General features: G+C 71.6%; 13 protein-coding genes and 1 tRNA gene. 10 read left to right on the forward strand and 4 right to left on the reverse strand.

Annotated elements, in window-relative coordinates; translation table 11 throughout:
• Window positions 1-118: 118 nt before the first annotated feature.
• The gene (locus ACWGKJ_RS29125) at window positions 119-1591 is read left to right on the forward strand and encodes a purine-cytosine permease family protein (protein WP_385019711.1); all 1473 of its coding nucleotides are present in this window, start codon (window positions 119-121) and stop codon (window positions 1589-1591) included.
• A gap of 149 nt (window positions 1592-1740) precedes the next feature.
• A complete protein-coding gene (locus ACWGKJ_RS29130) occupies window positions 1741-3141 on the forward strand; it encodes an MFS transporter (protein WP_385019791.1) in 1401 nt (466 codons plus the stop codon).
• Between the two features lie 12 nt (window positions 3142-3153).
• On the opposite strand, the gene lgt is transcribed toward ACWGKJ_RS29130, so the two are convergent.
• Window positions 3154-4125, reverse strand: coding sequence for a prolipoprotein diacylglyceryl transferase (gene lgt, locus ACWGKJ_RS29135; RefSeq protein ID WP_385019713.1), 972 nt, complete (start codon window positions 4123-4125; stop codon window positions 3154-3156).
• A 136-nt stretch (window positions 4126-4261) separates the two neighbouring features.
• On the opposite strand from lgt, the gene ACWGKJ_RS29140 reads away from it, so the two are divergent.
• Complete coding sequence (locus ACWGKJ_RS29140) at window positions 4262-4750, forward strand: MarR family winged helix-turn-helix transcriptional regulator (protein WP_385019715.1); 489 nt, start codon at window positions 4262-4264, stop codon at window positions 4748-4750.
• A gap of 59 nt (window positions 4751-4809) precedes the next feature.
• Here ACWGKJ_RS29140 and ACWGKJ_RS29145 read toward each other — a convergent pair whose 3' ends face one another.
• Together ACWGKJ_RS29145 and ACWGKJ_RS29150 are read right to left on the reverse strand one after the other, a co-directional pair.
• Window positions 4810-5091: a hypothetical protein gene (locus tag ACWGKJ_RS29145; protein ID WP_385019717.1), complete on the reverse strand. Its 282-nt coding sequence runs from the start codon at window positions 5089-5091 to the stop codon at window positions 4810-4812.
• Window positions 5092-5510: 419 nt separating this feature from the next.
• Window positions 5511-5583, reverse strand: a tRNA-Arg gene (locus ACWGKJ_RS29150).
• A 337-nt stretch (window positions 5584-5920) separates the two neighbouring features.
• Here ACWGKJ_RS29150 and ACWGKJ_RS29155 point away from each other — a divergent pair.
• The 7 genes from ACWGKJ_RS29155 (at window position 5921) to ACWGKJ_RS29185 (ending at window position 15766) form a co-directional block, all read left to right on the forward strand.
• Window positions 5921-7522 (forward strand): dynamin family protein, encoded by a 1602-nt coding sequence (locus ACWGKJ_RS29155; RefSeq protein ID WP_385019793.1) that lies wholly within the window; start codon window positions 5921-5923, stop codon window positions 7520-7522.
• A gap of 428 nt (window positions 7523-7950) precedes the next feature.
• A complete protein-coding gene (locus ACWGKJ_RS29160; RefSeq protein ID WP_385019719.1) occupies window positions 7951-9999 on the forward strand; it encodes a YfjP family GTPase in 2049 nt (682 codons plus the stop codon).
• 196 nt (window positions 10000-10195) lie between these two features.
• Window positions 10196-10597 (forward strand): single-stranded DNA-binding protein, encoded by a 402-nt coding sequence (locus ACWGKJ_RS29165; RefSeq protein WP_385019721.1) that lies wholly within the window; start codon window positions 10196-10198, stop codon window positions 10595-10597.
• A 372-nt stretch (window positions 10598-10969) separates the two neighbouring features.
• Entirely contained in the window at window positions 10970-12274 is a 1305-nt protein-coding gene (locus tag ACWGKJ_RS29170) for a Cys-Gln thioester bond-forming surface protein (RefSeq protein WP_385019723.1), read from the forward strand.
• A gap of 683 nt (window positions 12275-12957) precedes the next feature.
• The gene (gene ettA, locus ACWGKJ_RS29175) at window positions 12958-14622 is read left to right on the forward strand and encodes an energy-dependent translational throttle protein EttA (protein WP_385019725.1); all 1665 of its coding nucleotides are present in this window, start codon (window positions 12958-12960) and stop codon (window positions 14620-14622) included.
• A gap of 2 nt (window positions 14623-14624) precedes the next feature.
• Window positions 14625-15047, forward strand: coding sequence for an acyl-CoA thioesterase (locus ACWGKJ_RS29180; RefSeq protein WP_385019727.1), 423 nt, complete (start codon window positions 14625-14627; stop codon window positions 15045-15047).
• Window positions 15044-15766 carry a serine/threonine-protein kinase gene (locus ACWGKJ_RS29185; RefSeq protein ID WP_385019729.1) on the forward strand — a complete coding sequence of 241 codons (723 nt, stop codon included), beginning with the start codon at window positions 15044-15046 and terminating at the stop codon, window positions 15764-15766. The genes ACWGKJ_RS29180 and ACWGKJ_RS29185 overlap by 4 nt, the downstream gene beginning before the upstream one ends.
• A 75-nt stretch (window positions 15767-15841) precedes the next feature.
• Here ACWGKJ_RS29185 and ACWGKJ_RS29190 read toward each other — a convergent pair whose 3' ends face one another.
• Window positions 15842-16246, reverse strand: a complete 405-nt coding sequence (locus tag ACWGKJ_RS29190) for a globin (protein ID WP_385019731.1) — start codon at window positions 16244-16246, stop codon at window positions 15842-15844.
• Window positions 16247-16314: the final 68 nt, after the last annotated feature.

The following is a 16314-nucleotide window of genomic DNA, read 5'->3' on the forward strand; positions in this document are numbered from 1 at the left end:
GCAGTCCTGACCGGCCGGTCACCCGCCGGCCGCCGCCCACTGAACCCGGGCTGTTCACCGATTACGGCACCCCGCGCCCGCCCGCCACGGCGGCCGCCACCGTGAAGGAGCACCACCGATGAGCACCACCGCACAGCCGGACCGGCCGGGGACCGGCACGGCAGAACGCACCGGCGGCCTCGCAGCGGGCGCGGTCGAACAGCACGGCTACGACTTCATCCCGGAGTCCGAGCGGTACATGACCCCGCGCCAACTGGGCTTCTTCTGGGCCGGGATCAACTCCTACCAGTTCTTCTTCGTGCTCGGCGCGGGCGCCGTCGCCCTCGGCCTCTCCCTCGTCCAGGCCCTGGTCGCCGTGGTGGTGGGCAACGCCCTGTTCGCCCTCGTCGCGTACAGCTCGATCGCCGGGCCGCGCGCCGGACTGCCCGCGCTCACCCTGAGCCGGGCGCCGTTCGGCGTGTTCGGCAACCGCGTCAATGCGCTGTTCACCTGGGCCATGTCGCTGGGCTTCAAGACGGTCAACGGCCTCCTCGGGGTCTTCGCCGTACTCGCCCTCTTCGACCGGCTCGGCTGGCACCACTCAGGCGCCCCGGGCAAGGTCCTGGCGACGCTGCTCGTCCTCGGGGTGGCCATCGTCATCGCGGTCACCGGACACCGGCTCCTCGTCAAGGTACAGCCGTACTTCGCGGTCGTGGTGGCCGTGGTCTTCGCGCTGCTGCTCTGCTTCACCATCGGCGGGGTGGACTGGAACTGGCACCCGCCGCACCACGCGGGAGGCGGCGGCAACTGGCTCGCGCTGATCGTCTCCGCCGCCGCCCTGATCGCCTCCGGATCGCTCTCCTACCTGGTGGTCTCGCCGGACTACGCCCGCTACCTCCCCTCGGACACCCCGGTCCGCAAGGTCTTCCCCCGGGTGCTGGGCGGCGGCGCCGGAATGGCCGTCTACCTGGGCATCGCGGGGGTCCTGGTCGCGACCCGTACGGACCTCACCGACCCGGTGGCGGGCGTCCGGCCGCTGGTGCCCGGCTGGCTGTACGTCCTCTACATCGCGGCCTGCTTCCTCGGCTCGATCTCCAACAACGCCTCGGTCTTCTACTCGTCGGGCCTGGCCATCCAGGCCATCGGCATCCCGCTCAAGCGCTGGCTCGCCACGGCCCTGGACGCCACCCTGGCGCTGGCCGCGGTGCTGCTGATCCTCTTCGTGTACGACTTCGAGACCGCGCTGAACGAGTTCCTCTCGCTGGTCAACGTCTGGGCCGGCCCGTTCGCCGCCGTCTGGATCGTGGACGGCGTTCTGCGCCGCTGGCACTACGACCACCACGACATCCACACCAGCGACCGCAGCAGCCGCTACTGGGGTACCGGCGGGGTCAACGTCCAGGGCCTGACCGCGCTCGCCTGCGGGATGGCCACCGGTCTGCTCACCATCAACTCGCCCCTCCTGCACAGCTGGCTGAGCGGCCGGCTGGGCGGCGCCGACCTCTCCTGGATCCTGCCGATCCTGGTCTCGGGAGCGGCCTATCCGCTGCTGGCGGGGCGGCGGGTGCGCGGGGAGCAGGACCGGGGAGCAGGGGCGGCGGGCTGCCCGTAGCGGTGAGCCGCACGTATCGCCCCACACCCATCGGCAGCAAAATATTTCGGTACCCGATGTAATATTGCCCTGTGGGTACGAGTGGAGGAGACGAGAGCGGGCGCACGCCGCCCACCGGTGGGCGGCACCCGTCGTGGACGGCCGTCCTCCTGAGGGAGCGCGCCAGGCCGGAACGGATCAGGGTGCGGCCCGGGGCTTGGTGGCTCGCGGTGGCGACGGTGTGCTTCGGCGCGTTCATGGGGCAACTGGACGCGAGCATCGTGACGTTGACGTACGGCAGTGTGCGTACGGAGTTCCACGCCTCGCTCGCCGCGGTCGAGTGGGTCTCCCTCGCGTATCTGCTCACGCTGGTCGCGCTGCTCGTCCCGGTCGGCCGGCTGTCGGACGCGTACGGGCGCAAGCTCTTCTATCTCTACGGGTTCGTGGTCTTCACCGCGGCCTCGGCGGCCTGCGGTCTCGCCCCTTCGCTGGCGACGCTGGTGGCCTTCCGGGTGGTGCAGGCGGCGGGCGCGGCGATGATGCAGGCCAACAGCGTGGCGCTGGTGGCCACCAGCGCACCGAGAGACCGGATGCGGACCGCGCTCGGCGTCCAGGCCGCTGCCCAGGCGCTGGGTCTCGCGCTGGGGCCGACGGTCGGCGGCGCCCTGGTGGCGACGCTCGGCTGGCGCTGGGTCTTCGGCATCAACGTGCCCATCGGTCTGGTCGCGCTGGTCGCCGGGCACTATCTCCTGCCGAGGACGCACAGCCGGTCGCGGTCGGACGGCTTTGACCGGGCGGGCCTTGCGCTGCTGATCGTGGCGACGACCAGCGGGCTGCTCGGCGTCTCGGCCGCATCGGGTCTTCCGGTGCCCGGCTGGGGCGTCGCCGTGCTGTTCGTCGTGGCCGCCGGGGCGGGCTGGGCGTTCGCGGTACGGCAGCGGGTGGCCGCCGTACCGCTCATCGACCTGGCGCTGTTGCGGGTACGGGCGGTGTCGTCCGGGCTGACCGGCGCGCTCTCCGGCTATCTGGTGCTCTTCGGGCCGCTGGTCCTGGTCCCGGTCGTGCTGACCGGCGGCGGCTCGTCGGAGCTGACCGCGGGGTTCGTGCTGACCGCCCTGCCGGTCGGCTTCGCGGTCGCCGCGACGGCCGCCGACCGGGCCCTGCCCGCCGCACTGGGCGACCGCGGCCGCTGTGTCCTGGGCGCCCTGGTCTGCGTGGCCGCGCTGGGCGCGATGGCCCTGGCGCCGCTGACGCCCGGCCCGCTGGTGCTGCTCCTCGCGGTCCTGGGGCTGGGGCTCGGCATCTTCACCCCCGCCAACAACACGCTGATCATGGGAGCGATACCGGCGCGCTCGTCGGGTACCGGCGGCGGACTGGTCAATATGGCCCGCGGCCTGGGCACCGCCCTGGGCGTCGCGCTGGTCACCCTGGCCCTGCACATCGCCCCACCGCACGGGGTGCCGGACGGCCCGCGCTGGGCCGTGCTCGTGCTGCTGGCGGCGGCGCTGGTGGCGGTGTACGCGGCCTGCTCGGGGCCGCGCCGCGCGGAGGCGGCCCGGTCGCTCACGTAGCGGTGGCGCGCGTCACTTCTCCGTAGGACCACGGCGACCGGGCGGCGAGGCGGGCTGCGGCGCACCGCCCTCGGAGCGGGCGCCCGCATCTGCGCCTGTATCTGTGTCTGTGTCTACGTCCGCGTTCACGTCCGCGTTCACGTCTGCTTCGGAGACGGCGTTGGATTCGGTGGAAGCGCCGGAGCCGGTGTCCGCGCGGCCGTGGGTGGCGATCAGGTAGATGAGCGCCCCGGCGAACAGCACGGCGGAGACCCAGTCGTTCAGCCGCAGCCCCAGGAAGTGGTTGGCGTGGTCGATCCGCAGGGCCTCGATCCAGGCCCGCCCGGCGGTGTACGCCAGCACATAGCAGGCGAACAGCCGCCCCCTGCGCGGCCGGTAACGCCGGTCGAGCCAGAGCAGCAGGGCCATCACGCCGAGATCCCACAGGGACTCGTAGAGAAACGTCGGGTGGTAGAAAGCCACATTCGGGCTGGTGTCCGGCCGGTGCGCGGGATCGATCAGCAGGGCCCAGGGCAGATGGGTGGGGCCACCGAACAGCTCCTGGTTGAAGTAGTTGCCCCACCGCCCCATCGCCTGCGCCAGCACCAGACCGGGAGCGGCGGCATCCGCGAAGTCCGCCAGCTTGATCCCCCGGCGTCTGCACCCCAGCCAGGCGCCCACCGCGCCAAGGGCGACAGCACCCGGGATGCCGAGTCCGCCGTCCCAGATGTACAGCGCCCGGATGGGCTGCTTCCCGGCGGCGAAGTACAGCTCGGGGTCGGTGATGACGTGGTAGAGCCGCCCGCCCAGCACTCCGAAGGGCACCGCCCACAGCGCGATGTCGGCGATGTGGTCCCGGTTCCCGCCGCGGGCCGCCCAGCGACGGCCGGTCAGCCACACCCCGGCGAAGATTCCGGCGATGATGCAGAGCGCGTAGGCCCGGATCGGGAAGGGCCCGAGGTGCCAGACGCCCTGGGAAGGGCTGGGAAGGTACGCCAGGTTCATCGGCGGGACCGCTCTCGATGTGAGGTTGCCGACCGGGGCCGGAGTAACCCGGACGAGATTACATCGGACACCGAATCTTCGGCCGGTGACGGCGGCTGGACCGGTTCAGGGGCGGCGGGGTCAGTAAAGTTCGCGTATGCCGCCCCAGCCCCGTTCCGGGACCCGTAAGCCGCCGAAGGACCACACGTCCGACGCGCGGCTGCTCACCGAGGCCGTCACGCGTCTGCGCCGTTCCCTGCGGGCGTCGATCCGTACCGACTACCCGTGGGAGACCCTGCCCATGGCCCAGGTCGAGCTGCTCCAGGTCCTCGCGGAGCACTCCCCGGCCCGCATCAGCGACCTGGCCACCCGCCAGCATCTGGCGGCCAGTACGGTCTCGGGCCTGATCGGGCAGATGATCACGGCCGGTCTGGTGACCCGTGATGTCGACTCCGCCGACCGCAGGGCCTCCGTGGTCGTCCTCACCGACGCGGGCCGCGCCCAGCTCACCGCCTGGGCCCAGGCACACGAACGCCGTCTGGGTGCCGCCCTGGCAGCCCTGGGCGACGCCGACCGCGACACGGTCCGCGCGGCACTGCCCGCCCTGCTCCGGATCGCGGAACACCTGGACGACACCGGGGAATGAGGTGAGCCGTACCCGCCCCGCCCCGCACCGCTGAAGCGGTCCCAGCCGTCCCAGCGGTCTCAGTTGAGGCTTGCGTCGGCGGTACGGCGCCCGCCGGCATAGGTCGTGACGCGGTAGGCGTAGCCACCAGGGGTGAGGTAGAGCGCGTGCTGGGTCGCCCCGAGAGGGTCACCGGCCGGCACGTCCACCCAGCCGATCAGGACGGACTGCGGGGTCGGCACCCGTACCTCGGCGAGCCCCGCGATCACCTTGGGGTCGAGCGAAACGGTGCGCAGCTCGAACAGCCCCCCGCTCTTCCACAGTTCATCGGAATCGGCGGGGGAAAACGTTGTGTTGCTCATGACTTCTCCTGTCGATCGTTCGAAACGCTGTGTGTGCGACGGGTGCCACTCTGCCGAGGGCATCCTGAAGCTGGGCTGAAGCATCCTGAAGCCGTCTTCAGGTTCGGCTCGCAGGGCGGCGGGCATGCGGCTGCCCGCCGTGGGGACGGGCGGGGGCGGGGTGCTGAAGAGAACGGGAAAAGCGAAGAGAACGGGAAGGCCGCGGCGAGGAAGAGGCTCGGGCGGAGCGGGCCGGAGCGCGCGCGTAACGGTGTTCCGGGCGGCGAAGGGCTCGGCTGCGGTGCCCCTTACGCCGCCACTACGTCGTTCCCGCTACGTTCCCCAGACCTGAGGAACCAGACCTGAGGAACCAGACCTGAGGACCAGGCCACAAGAAAAGGCCCTCCCGGCGGGAGGGCCCGGCCGCAGTGCGGCGAGAGTGCCCCCGGCAGGACTCGAACCTGCGGCCAAGCGCTTAGAAGGCGCCTGCTCTATCCACTGAGCTACGGGGGCCGGATCGTGGCCTCGGCGGCCTGGAGCCCCGGTTGTACGGGTGCGTGACCTTGCCGGGGACCAGGATAGGGCTCCATTCACCTGCTCCCCGTTGCTTCACCTCCGTGGCACGATGTGGAGGTTCAGTGAAGCGAACTGATAATCGCAGGCGGGTGCGGATCGCGCACGGCTTTTGGCCCCTCGGATCCCGGGTGTTGTGCAGTCGTTATGCCTGCGTCCCACTCGTCCCGAGTGTCCCAGGTCTCCGAACGGCCCCTAAAGCCCCCGATTGACGCGCACAAGTGGCTATACGCTTCAAAAAGCCAACCAAATTGGGCATTCTTCGCATGTGGTGACCTTGGATGTACGGCCTCAGCTGATTGACGCACTCTCCGCCCTGCGTGACCGAGTCGCCGCCGTGCGCCTTCCGCTTCCGCTGCCGGGCGCGCCGCGCGCCCGCCGGACGCGGACCGAGCTGCTCGCGCAGCTCGACGACTACCTGGTGCCCCGGCTCAGAGCCCCGCAGGCGCCCCTGCTCGCGGTGATCGGCGGCTCGACCGGCGCGGGAAAGTCCACGCTCGTCAACTCGCTGGTCGGGCGCCGGGTAAGCGAGGCCGGAGTGCTGCGGCCCACCACCCGGACCCCGGTCCTGGTCTGCCACCCCGAGGACCACCACTGGTTCTCGGGGCCGCGTGTGCTGCCGCGCCTCACCCGCGTATGGCTTCCGCAGCAGGACGACACGGGCGACGACGGCCACCCGGAGCCGCACGGCGCGGCCGGTGGTGCGCTGCGGGTCGAGATGGCGTCGAACCTGCCGCGCGGGCTCGCCCTGCTGGACGCCCCCGACATCGACTCGCTGGTCGCCGGCAACCGGGCGCTGGCCGCCGAGTTGATCTGCGCGGCCGACATCTGGGTCATGGTGACCACCGCGTCCCGGTACGCCGACGCCGTGCCCTGGCATCTGCTGCGTACCGCGAAGGAGTACGACGCGACCCTCGTCACCGTCCTCGACCGGGTGCCCCACCAGGTCGTCGGAGAGGTGTCACGGCAGTACGGCGCGCTGCTCACCCGGGCCGGGCTCGGGAGCGCCCCGCGCTTCACGATCCCCGAACTGCCCGAGTCCGCGGGCGGCGGCAGCGGACTGCTGCCCACCACCGCCGTGGCACCGCTGCGCGCGTGGCTGACCCAGCTTGCACAGGATCCGGCGGCCCGGCAGCAGTCGCTCGACCGTACGGCGAGCGGGGTGATCGATTCGCTCGGCTCCCGGATGCCCGAGCTGGCCGCCGCCGTCGCTCTGCAGTACTCGGCCGCGGTACGGCTCACCGGCGCCGTCGAGGGGGCGTACGAGGGGGAGCGCAAGCGCGTACTGGCACGGCTCAAGGCGGGTGCGGTGCTGGCCGGGGACGCCAGGACCCGGTGGCGCGGCTATCCACTGGACAGCTCGTCGGGCGAACTGCTTGACGCGCTGTCGGACAGCCTGGCGGTCGTGCTCCAGTGCGCGGTGGCCGCCGCCGACGAACGGGTCCGGGAGAGCTGGCGGCGTGAGCCCGCGGCCGGCGGTCTGGACGCGGAGACCGGGGAGGCGGGCGAGCGGGTCGGCCTCGCCGTGCGGCGCTGGCGGCGGGTCCTGGAGGAACTGGCCGAGGAAGAGGTGAGAGAGCTCGACCGTTCGGCCGCGCCGGAACCCGAGGCGGTCGCCGCCCTGCTGGCCGCCGCCCTGCTGGGCGGGCGCCGGACGCGGAAGGCGGGGGAGCGGCTGGCCGAACGGATCGGCGCACAGGGGGCGCTGAGGCTGTGCGACAAGGGCGCGGAGCTGGTCAGCGCGTATATCGACGACGTACTCGGCGCGGAGCGCGACCGGCGGCTCGCCCCGCTCGACGCCCTCGACGTGGGGCCCGAGTCCCAGGCCGAACTGATCGCCGCGCTGTCCGTACTGCAGAAGGAGAAGTGGCCGCGATGACCGATGCGACACACGTGACCGGCCCGACGAGGGCGACCGGAGCAGCGGAGACGGATGCGGTGGCAGCCGGGGCTGAGACGGCGGGCGGGGCGGGGCGGTCCGGTGAGACGAGCACAACAACCAGTGATTATGGGCATGTTGAGGTGACTGCGGCCGCGGAGGCGGACGCGCATGCGGCCCCGGACATGGCCCCCCGTACGGCCCCGGGAGCGGACGCCGACGCGGATGCGGGTGCCGCGGTCGGGTCCGGGTGGCCGGAGGAGTGGGAGAGCCACGAGCCGCTGGCGGCCCGGGAGCCGTACACAACTGACGCTTCTGACGACCCCGTTACGTCGTCCACGCCCCCGGCCACCGCATCGGTGGCCCCGCCGTCCGCCCCGGACCCGGCGCCCCCGGCTCCACGGGCGGCCTCGTCAAGGGCCCCGGTGATGGCGTCACCCAGGGCCGGAGGCACGTCATCCGACACGACCGGCGCCCTGTCCGGGACATCCCCAGAAGCCCGCACTGAGCGGTCCCACGAGCCGTACGAGGCGACCGAGGTGTACGAGGTGACCGAGGCGCACGAGACATCCGAGCCGTTCGGAGCCCCCGGGCGGTACGAGCCGTACCGGGCGTCCGATCCGTCCGATCCCTCGGAGCCCTCCGGAGTGTCGGCGCCCTCCGGAGCCCCGGAACCGTCCCACGTCTCCGAGCCGTCCACCGGGTCCGGGGCGCCCAGCCTGCCCGAGCAGGGCGGCGGCGGTCACCGCTGGGACGACGGGTTCATCGCCCGGCGCGCGGCCGACCGGGAGACCGCGCAGCCCGGCGCCCGCGAGCTCGGGCTCGGCCCGCTGCCCGAGTCGTACGAGGACTTCCCGCGCTCCGTGTCGTACGGCGCCGAACTCCGCGCCCGGCTGGACGCCCTGCGGGAGCTGGTCGGCCTCTCCCGTACGCGCCTCGAAGGACCCACGCTCGCCGAGGCGGGCCGGGTGCTGGACGAGGCGTCGGCCCGGCAGCGGCTCTCCTCGCAGCACACCGTCGTGGCGATCGCGGGCGCGACCGGCAGCGGCAAGTCGACGCTCTTCAACGCCCTGGCCGGGGTGGCGATCTCCGAGACCGGGGTGCGCAGGCCCACCACATCCGCCCCCCTCGCCTGCAGCTGGACCGACGGCGCGGCCGGGCTGCTCGACCGGCTCGCCATCCCAGGACGGCTGCGTCGCAGGCCCTGGATGAGTGCGGGGCCGGGTGACGAACTGCACGGACTGGTCCTCATCGACCTGCCGGACCACGATTCGGCCCTGACCGCGCACCGTGACCAGGTGGACCGGGCGATGGAGCTGGTCGACGCGGTGATCTGGGTGGTGGACCCGGAGAAGTACGCGGACGCCGCACTCCACGACCGCTACCTCAGGCCCCTCGCGGGCCACGCCGAGATCACCTTCGTGGTGCTCAACCAGATCGACCGGCTCCCCGGCGAGGCGGCCGACCAGGTCCTCGACGACCTGCGGAGGCTGCTCGACGAGGACGGCATGGCCCTGGGCGAGCACGGCGAACCGGGGGCGACGGTGCTCGCGCTGTCGGCGCTCACCGGCGAGGGGGTGGGCGAACTGCGGGAGCTGATCGGCCGGTTCGTCCGGGAGCGGGGCGCACCGGCCCGCCGGCTGGCCGCCGATGTGGACGCGGCGGCGGACGGGCTGCGCTCGGTGTATGTCGCCGACGGGCACGCCGGGCTCGGCGAGTCGGCGCGCGAGCGGTTCGGCGACCGGCTCGGCGACGCGGTCGGCGCACTGGCCGTGGGCGAGGCCGCCGAGCGTGAGTGGAGCAGGAACGCGGTGAAGGCATGCGGGACGCCGTGGCTGCGGTTCTGGCGCTGGTACGCGTCCACGCGCGCGCCCGGCGGCCCCGAGCCGACGCCGGACGAGACCGGCCCCGAGCCCGCGGGCACGGAGGCCACCGCCAGGCAGGAGGTGGAGCAGGCCGTGCGTACGCTCGCGGACGAGGCGTCCGACGGGCTCCCCGCGCCCTGGGCGCAGGCGGTGCGCGAGGCGGCCGTGCGGGGCGCCGATGGGCTGTCCGAGGCCCTGGACGAGCTGGCGGCGGCCACCACCGCCGGGCAGGAACGTGGCGGCCGCTCGGGACGGCCCGCCTGGTGGCCTGCGGCGGTGCTGGCCCAGGTGATGATGACCGTGCACCAGATCCTCGGGGTGCTCTGGCTGATCGGGGTGATGGTGGGCGTACTCGACGTCGCCCCGCTGACGCCCGTCCTGGTGACGCTGGCCGGCACGGTGGGCGGTCCGCTGGTGGAGTGGGCGTGCGGGATGGCGGTACGGGGGCCGGCGCACCGGTACGGACAGGACGCGGAGCGCAGACTGCGGGAGGCGGCCGCGGCGTGCGGCAGGACAAGGGTGCTCGACCCGGTCGGAGCCGAGCTGCTGCGCTACCGGGAGGTGCGGGAGCAGTACGTGACGGTGAACGGGTTGTCCACAACCGGCAAGTAGTCCACAGGCGCGAGCGGAAGCGCTCCCGGCGGGCCAGCATGGGGACCGGATCAGCAACCGGGAGGGCCCGGGGCCCGGGTCCGGTCCGGCTCACGAGGACCGGACCGGACACGGGGCCCGGTCGACCGGCTGCATCCGCGGGGCCGTCACGGGACGGTCCCGCAGGACCATGGCGGGACGGGGGAGGCAAGGGCTCATGAACGACACCTTGGTGACATTGGTGGGAAATGTGGCGACGCGGCCTGAATACCGGGATTCGGTCACCGGGGGAATGGCACGTTTCCGCTTCGCGGTCACCGCGCGCCGCTGGGACCGGCAGAAACAGGCATGGACCGACGGACCGACCAGCTTCTACACGGTCTGGGCCTGGCGGACGCTGGCGGCGAACCTGGCGGGTTCCGTTTCGGTCGGCGAACCTCTGGTCGTCCACGGCAGGTTGAAGGTGCGCGAAGAGGACAAGGACGGACAACGCAGATTCTCGGCCGACATCGAGGCGTTGGCCGTGGGCCATGATCTGACCCGCGGTACCAGTGCGTTCAAGCGTGTGGCCAGGGCGGATGCATCTCTGACGGAGCGGCCCAAGGATCTGGTGGGGTGAGCCGGGCGGGGGGCCGCCGGGGCTCCACCAGCCCCTGAACGGTGGTGATTTGTCGATATGGTCAGTCCTCGGAGAGGGGTCGCGGTAACGATTCCGATTCGGAATGGTTATCAGGCGCCATGTGTGGAGACTGTGTTGCTCCTGCGTCCTTAGTATTCCCAGATACTCACGGGGCATTTGAGTCTGCCGGCGAGGAACTTCCCCCACGCGCGCCACGAGGCGTATCGAGCGAAGAGTCCTTGCCCGAAGGGGAATTCTGTGTTTTCTGCGGTTTCTGTGTTTTCTGCGGGCTCTGGTTCCCGCATACGGCGGCTGGGCACCTCCCGGCTGGCCGCCGCGGCCCTGACTGCCGGTCTTGTCGCCGGTGGTGCGATGGCGACGGCCGCTCCTGCTTTCGCCGATGACGCTCCCACCAGCTCCTCGGGTGTCAACGCCACCCTGGACAACCCCGGGGTCTCGGTCGGTGACAAGGTCGTGATCGACGGCGCCAACGAGACGGCCGGGCTCTTCGAGCTCAAGGTCGACGGCGGCGGCACCATCAAGACGTACTGCATCGACCTGCACAACCACACTCAGGCCAACACCTCGTACCGTGAGGTCACTTGGGCCGAGTCCTCACTCGCGCACAACGACGACGCGGGCAAGATCCGCTGGATCCTTGAGCACTCCTACCCGCAGGTGACGCCCGCGTCCCTCGGGGCTGACCTCAATGTCACGCTGACCGACGCCACGGCCGCCGCCGCCACCCAGGCGGCGATCTGGCACTTCTCGGACCACGTCGACGCGGTGCCGAAGGACGAGGCCGGCCGCAAGCTGACCGAGTACCTGGAGAAGTCCGCGGCCAATGTCGCTGAGCCGGCCGCCTCGCTCTCGCTCGGCCCCGGCGACGTGGCGGGCCACCCGGGCGAGTCGCTCGGCCCGGTGACGGTCTCCACCAACGCCGCCAAGGCCGAGGTCTCCCTCGCCCCCGACGCGCCGCAGGGCGTCACCGTCGTCGGCAAGGACGGCAAGCCCGTCACCAGCGCGGTCAACGGCACGCAGCTGTTCTTCAAGGTCCCGGCCGGCACCCAGCCCGGCTCGGCCAAGCTGAACGTCACCGCGCAGACCGCGGTGCCGATCGGGCGTGCCTTCGTCAGCGACTCCAAGAGCCAGACGCAGATCCTTGCGGGCACCAGCACCGCTTCGGTCGGCGCGGTCGCCACGGCCAACTGGGCCAGCAAGGGCGCCATCCCGGCCCTCTCGGCCCAGAAGGACTGTGCCAAGGGCGGCGTCGACATCACCGCGGCGAACAAGGGCGATGAGGCGTTCACCTTCGAGCTGGCGGGCCAGAAGCACACGATCGAGGCCGGCAAGTCGCAGACGGTGACCGTCCCGGTCGCCGAGGACCAGGCGTACGACTTCACGATCAAGGGCCCGAACGGCTTCGAGAAGCGCTTCCAGGGCGTCCTCGACTGCAAGACGGCCGGCGCCACCCCCACCCACGGCGCCACCCCGGCCCCGAAGCCCAGCGCGGCCTCGGCCGGCGGCAGCACCTCGGGTACGAACGGCGGCGACCTGGCCGAGACCGGTAGCTCCAGCTCCACCCCGGTGATCGCCGGTGTGGCGATCGCCCTCGTGGTGCTCGGTGGCGGCGCGGTCTTCATGCTCCGCAGGAAGAACACCACCGCGGGTCAGTAACCCCCGGACCGGTCACCGGACAGGCCATCGGAGCCCAGTGCTCCGGTGACCGGTCGGTGATGCGGTGAGTGAGCGCGTGGCCCCCGGACAGGGACGGCCACGGTGATGCAGCGGCCCCGGTACGCCTCGGCGTACCGGGGCCGTCCGCGTACACGGGCCCCTGGGAGGGCCGCCGGCGGTGAGCTGGTGCCGAAGTGCCGGGGGTTCCCGCGTCTGTTGATTCCCGCGTCTGTGGTCCTTCGGGCCTGTCGGGAGTGGAGGGCCGTGAGGATCTGTGCGGCCGGGACGGGCCGGGACGGGCGGCGGCCTCGTGGTCGTTCCGGCGACCGATCTGCTGGTCGCGTACGGGCAGTGAGCAGCGGGGGTGGCAGCCGCCCCCGGCTGCCACCCCTCCCGGCCGCGGCCGACGAAAGGTGATCTCCGGAACCTCGGGCCGGGACCCGGCCCAGTCCCGACCGGTCCCGCCCAGCCCTGGGCCGTCTCCGGGCCGTCTCACGGCGGTTTCCGGGTCCGTCCGGCGCTGACCGACGGTGACGCACGGCGACCGAAAGTGACGGATTCGCTACGACGGTCCACGTCGGCGCCCGGTTCCGACCGCAGGCCGATACGGGTTTCCGTCTCCGGGTGGCCGTCAGGCAAGATGGGGTGTATCTGCCCACACATCTAATGCCGGACGGTTTCTCTTGGCTGAGTTCATCTACACCATGCGCAAGGCGCGCAAGGCGCACGGCGACAAGGTGATTCTCGACGACGTCACCCTGAACTTCCTGCCCGGCGCGAAGATCGGTGTCGTGGGCCCCAACGGTGCCGGTAAGTCCACGGTGCTGAAGATCATGGCGGGCCTTGAGCAGCCCTCCAACGGTGACGCCTTCATCTCGCCCGGGTACAGCGTCGGCATCCTCATGCAGGAGCCGGAGCTGGACGAGTCGAAGACCGTCCTGGAGAACGTGCAGGACGGCGCCGCCGAGGTCATGGGCAAGCTCAAGCGCTTCAACGAGGTCGCCGAGCTGATGGCGACCGACTACAGCGACGCGCTCATGGACGAGATGGGCAAGCTCCAGGAGGACCTGGACCACGCCAACGCCTGGGACCTGGACGCCCAGCTGGAGCAGGCCATGGACGCCCTGGGCTGCCCGCCCGGCGACTGGCCCGTGGTGAACCTCTCCGGCGGTGAGAAGCGCCGCGTCGCGCTCTGCAAGCTGCTGATCGAGGCGCCCGACCTGCTCCTCCTCGACGAGCCCACCAACCACCTGGACGCCGAGTCGGTGAACTGGCTGGAGCAGCACCTCTCGAAGTACCCGGGCGCCGTGGTGGCCGTCACCCACGACCGGTACTTCCTGAACAACGTCGCCGAGTGGATCCTCGAACTCGACCGCGGCCGTGCGCTGCCCTACGAGGGCAACTACTCCACGTACCTCGACAAGAAGGCCGCCCGCCTCAAGGTCGAGGGCCGCAAGGACGAGAAGCGCGCCAAGCGGCTCAAGGAAGAGCTGGAGTGGGTCCGGTCCAACGCCAAGGGCCGCCAGACCAAGTCCAAGGCCCGCCTCGCCCGTTACGAGGAGATGGCGGCCGAGGCGGACAAGATGCGGAAGCTGGACTTCGAGGAGATCCAGATCCCGCCGGGCCCGCGCCTCGGTTCCATCGTCGTCGAGGTCGAGAACCTCTCGAAGGCGTTCGGCGACAAGGTCCTCATCGACGACCTGTCCTTCACGCTGCCGCGCAACGGCATCGTCGGCGTCATCGGACCGAACGGCGCGGGCAAGACCACGCTGTTCAAGATGATCCAGGGCCTGGAGACGCCGGACTCCGGCGCCATCAAGGTCGGCGACACGGTGAAGATCTCGTACGTCGACCAGAGCCGCGCCAACATCGACCCCAAGAAGACCCTCTGGGCTGTCGTGTCGGACGAGCTGGACTACATCAACGTCGGCCAGGTCGAGATGCCCTCGCGGGCGTACGTCTCCGCGTTCGGCTTCAAGGGACCGGACCAGCAGAAGCCGGCCGGTGTCCTCTCCGGTGGTGAGCGCAACCGCCTCAACCTGGCGCTGACGCTCAAGGAGGGCGGCAACCTGCTGCTCCTCGACGAGCCCACCAACGACCTGGACGTCGAGACGCTCTCCTCGCTGGAGAACGCGCTGCTCGAATTCCCCGGTGCGGCCGTGGTCATCTCCCACGACCGCTGGTTCCTCGACCGCGTCGCCACGCACATCCTGGCGTACGAGGGCGACTCCCGGTGGTACTGGTTCGAGGGCAACTTCGAGTCGTACGAGAAGAACAAGATCGAGCGCCTCGGTGCCGACGCGGCCCGCCCGCACCGTGCCACGTACAAGAAGCTGACACGGGGCTGACCGTGCGGCACATCTACCCCTGCCCCCTGCGCTGGTCGGACATGGACGCCTTCGGGCACGTCAACAACGTCGTCTTCCTGCGGTATCTGGAAGAGGCGCGGATCGACTTCATGTTCCGGCTGGCGCCGGGGGACGGTTCGCCGTCGTTCTCCGGCGGGTCCGTGGTGGCCCGGCACGAGATCGACTATGTGCGCCCGCTGGTGCACCGGCACGAGCCGGTCACCGTCGAGTCCTGGGTGACGAAGATCGGCGCCGCGTCGCTGACCATCGCCTACGAGGTGAAGGACGAGGACCAGGTGTACGTACGGGCGTCGACGATCGTCGTCCCGTACAACCTGGAGGCGCAGCGGCCGCGGCGGATCACCGCCGAGGAGAAGTCCTTCCTCCAGAAGTATCTGGACCAGCCGGGAGCGCTCGTCGCATGACGGGGTCCCCGTTGCGGCTGGCCTTCGCCGACGCCGGGGAGGCGGCCGATCTGGCCGCCTTCCTGGCCCGGCTGGTCCACTACGACCGTGCGGCGGCCGTGCGGCTGCAGGCACGGCCGGACAGCGGTACGGAGCAGAGCCTGGCCGTCTTCGGGCGCCCGCCCTCGTTCGATGTGCTGGCCGTGCGGACGGCGCGGCTCGCCGCCCCCGCGGATCTGGACACCACCGTCTCGGCGGGTGAACTGCTCGAATCCGTCGACGAGCAGGGCGCTGCGGCCACCGTCCCGGACGCGGTGACCGGCCCTCCGTGGGCCGGTCTGCTGCCGCCCCGCAGCGGCTGGCGCCGGCTTCCCGGGCTGCCGTCGCCCGACGCGCTGCACTCCGCCGTCGCGGCTGTCGTCGCCGAATTCCGGGTGCGTACCGAGGAGTTGCCGGCCGCGCACCGTACGCGGGCCGAACTCGACCGGATAGGGCGGGAGATCTGGTCCCGGCCGGTCGGTGACACCGCCCTCCCGGTCCGCGCGGCACACGCCGCCCAGTCGCTCGGCTTCCTCCGCCCGGTCCGGGTCGCCGTCCCCGACCTGCCCGGCGGGGCCGCCCGCCCCGGCCCGTACACGCTGCTCGGTGCGGGCTCCTGGCTCCGGCTGCGCACCCCGTACGGTTCGACCGCCGTCCGGCGGGCGTCCGCACTGGGCGGGCTGAGCGTCACCCCGGCGTAGGGCAGCCGCCGCCCCGGAGTTGCGGGACGGGAGTTGCCGTACGGGAGTTGTGGGACGGGAGTTGCGGGGCGGGCCTCAGCCCTCGGTGTTCACCATGGAGGCCGCCGCGTAGGTCAGATACTTCCAGAGCTGCTGCTCGTGCTCCTCCGCCAGGCCGAGTTCGTCGACCGCCGCCCGCATGTGCTTCAGCCAGGCGTCATGGGCCGCCCGGTCCACCTGGAAGGGCGAGTGGCGCATCCGCAGCCGGGGGTGGCCGCGGTTGTCGCTGTAGGTGCGGGGGCCTCCCCAGTACTGCATCAGGAAGAGGGCGAGCCGTTCCTCGGCCGGGCCGAGGTCCTCCTCCGGGTACATCGGCCGCAGCAGGGGATCTTCCGCGACGCCCTGGTAGAAGTGGTGGACCAGGCGCCGGAAGGTCTCCTCGCCGCCGACCTGCTCGTAGAAGGTCTGCTCCTGAAGCGTGCCGCGCGGAATCTCTGTCACCCCTCCATGGTCGCAGACAGTACGGCGGAGGGCTGCGGCCCCAGGGCTTCCCGTCCGGTGGGCGCCTG

Source organism: Streptomyces sp. NPDC054757, assembly GCF_053612185.1.

What these genes read in the sequence shown, in the direction of transcription:
- ACWGKJ_RS29125 (WP_385019711.1), top strand. Translation starts at nt 119, where the DNA reads ATGAGCACCACCGCACAGCCGGACCGGCCGGGGACCGGCACGGCAGAA.
- lgt (WP_385019713.1), bottom strand. Translation starts at nt 4,125, where the DNA reads ATGAACCTGGCGTACCTTCCCAGCCCTTCCCAGGGCGTCTGGCACCTC.
- ACWGKJ_RS29140 (WP_385019715.1), top strand. Translation starts at nt 4,262, where the DNA reads ATGCCGCCCCAGCCCCGTTCCGGGACCCGTAAGCCGCCGAAGGACCAC.
- ACWGKJ_RS29145 (WP_385019717.1), bottom strand. Translation starts at nt 5,091, where the DNA reads ATGAGCAACACAACGTTTTCCCCCGCCGATTCCGATGAACTGTGGAAG.
- ACWGKJ_RS29160 (WP_385019719.1), top strand. Translation starts at nt 7,951, where the DNA reads ATGGCGTCACCCAGGGCCGGAGGCACGTCATCCGACACGACCGGCGCC.
- ACWGKJ_RS29165 (WP_385019721.1), top strand. Translation starts at nt 10,196, where the DNA reads ATGAACGACACCTTGGTGACATTGGTGGGAAATGTGGCGACGCGGCCT.
- ACWGKJ_RS29170 (WP_385019723.1), top strand. Translation starts at nt 10,970, where the DNA reads ATGGCGACGGCCGCTCCTGCTTTCGCCGATGACGCTCCCACCAGCTCC.
- ACWGKJ_RS29185 (WP_385019729.1), top strand. Translation starts at nt 15,044, where the DNA reads ATGACGGGGTCCCCGTTGCGGCTGGCCTTCGCCGACGCCGGGGAGGCG.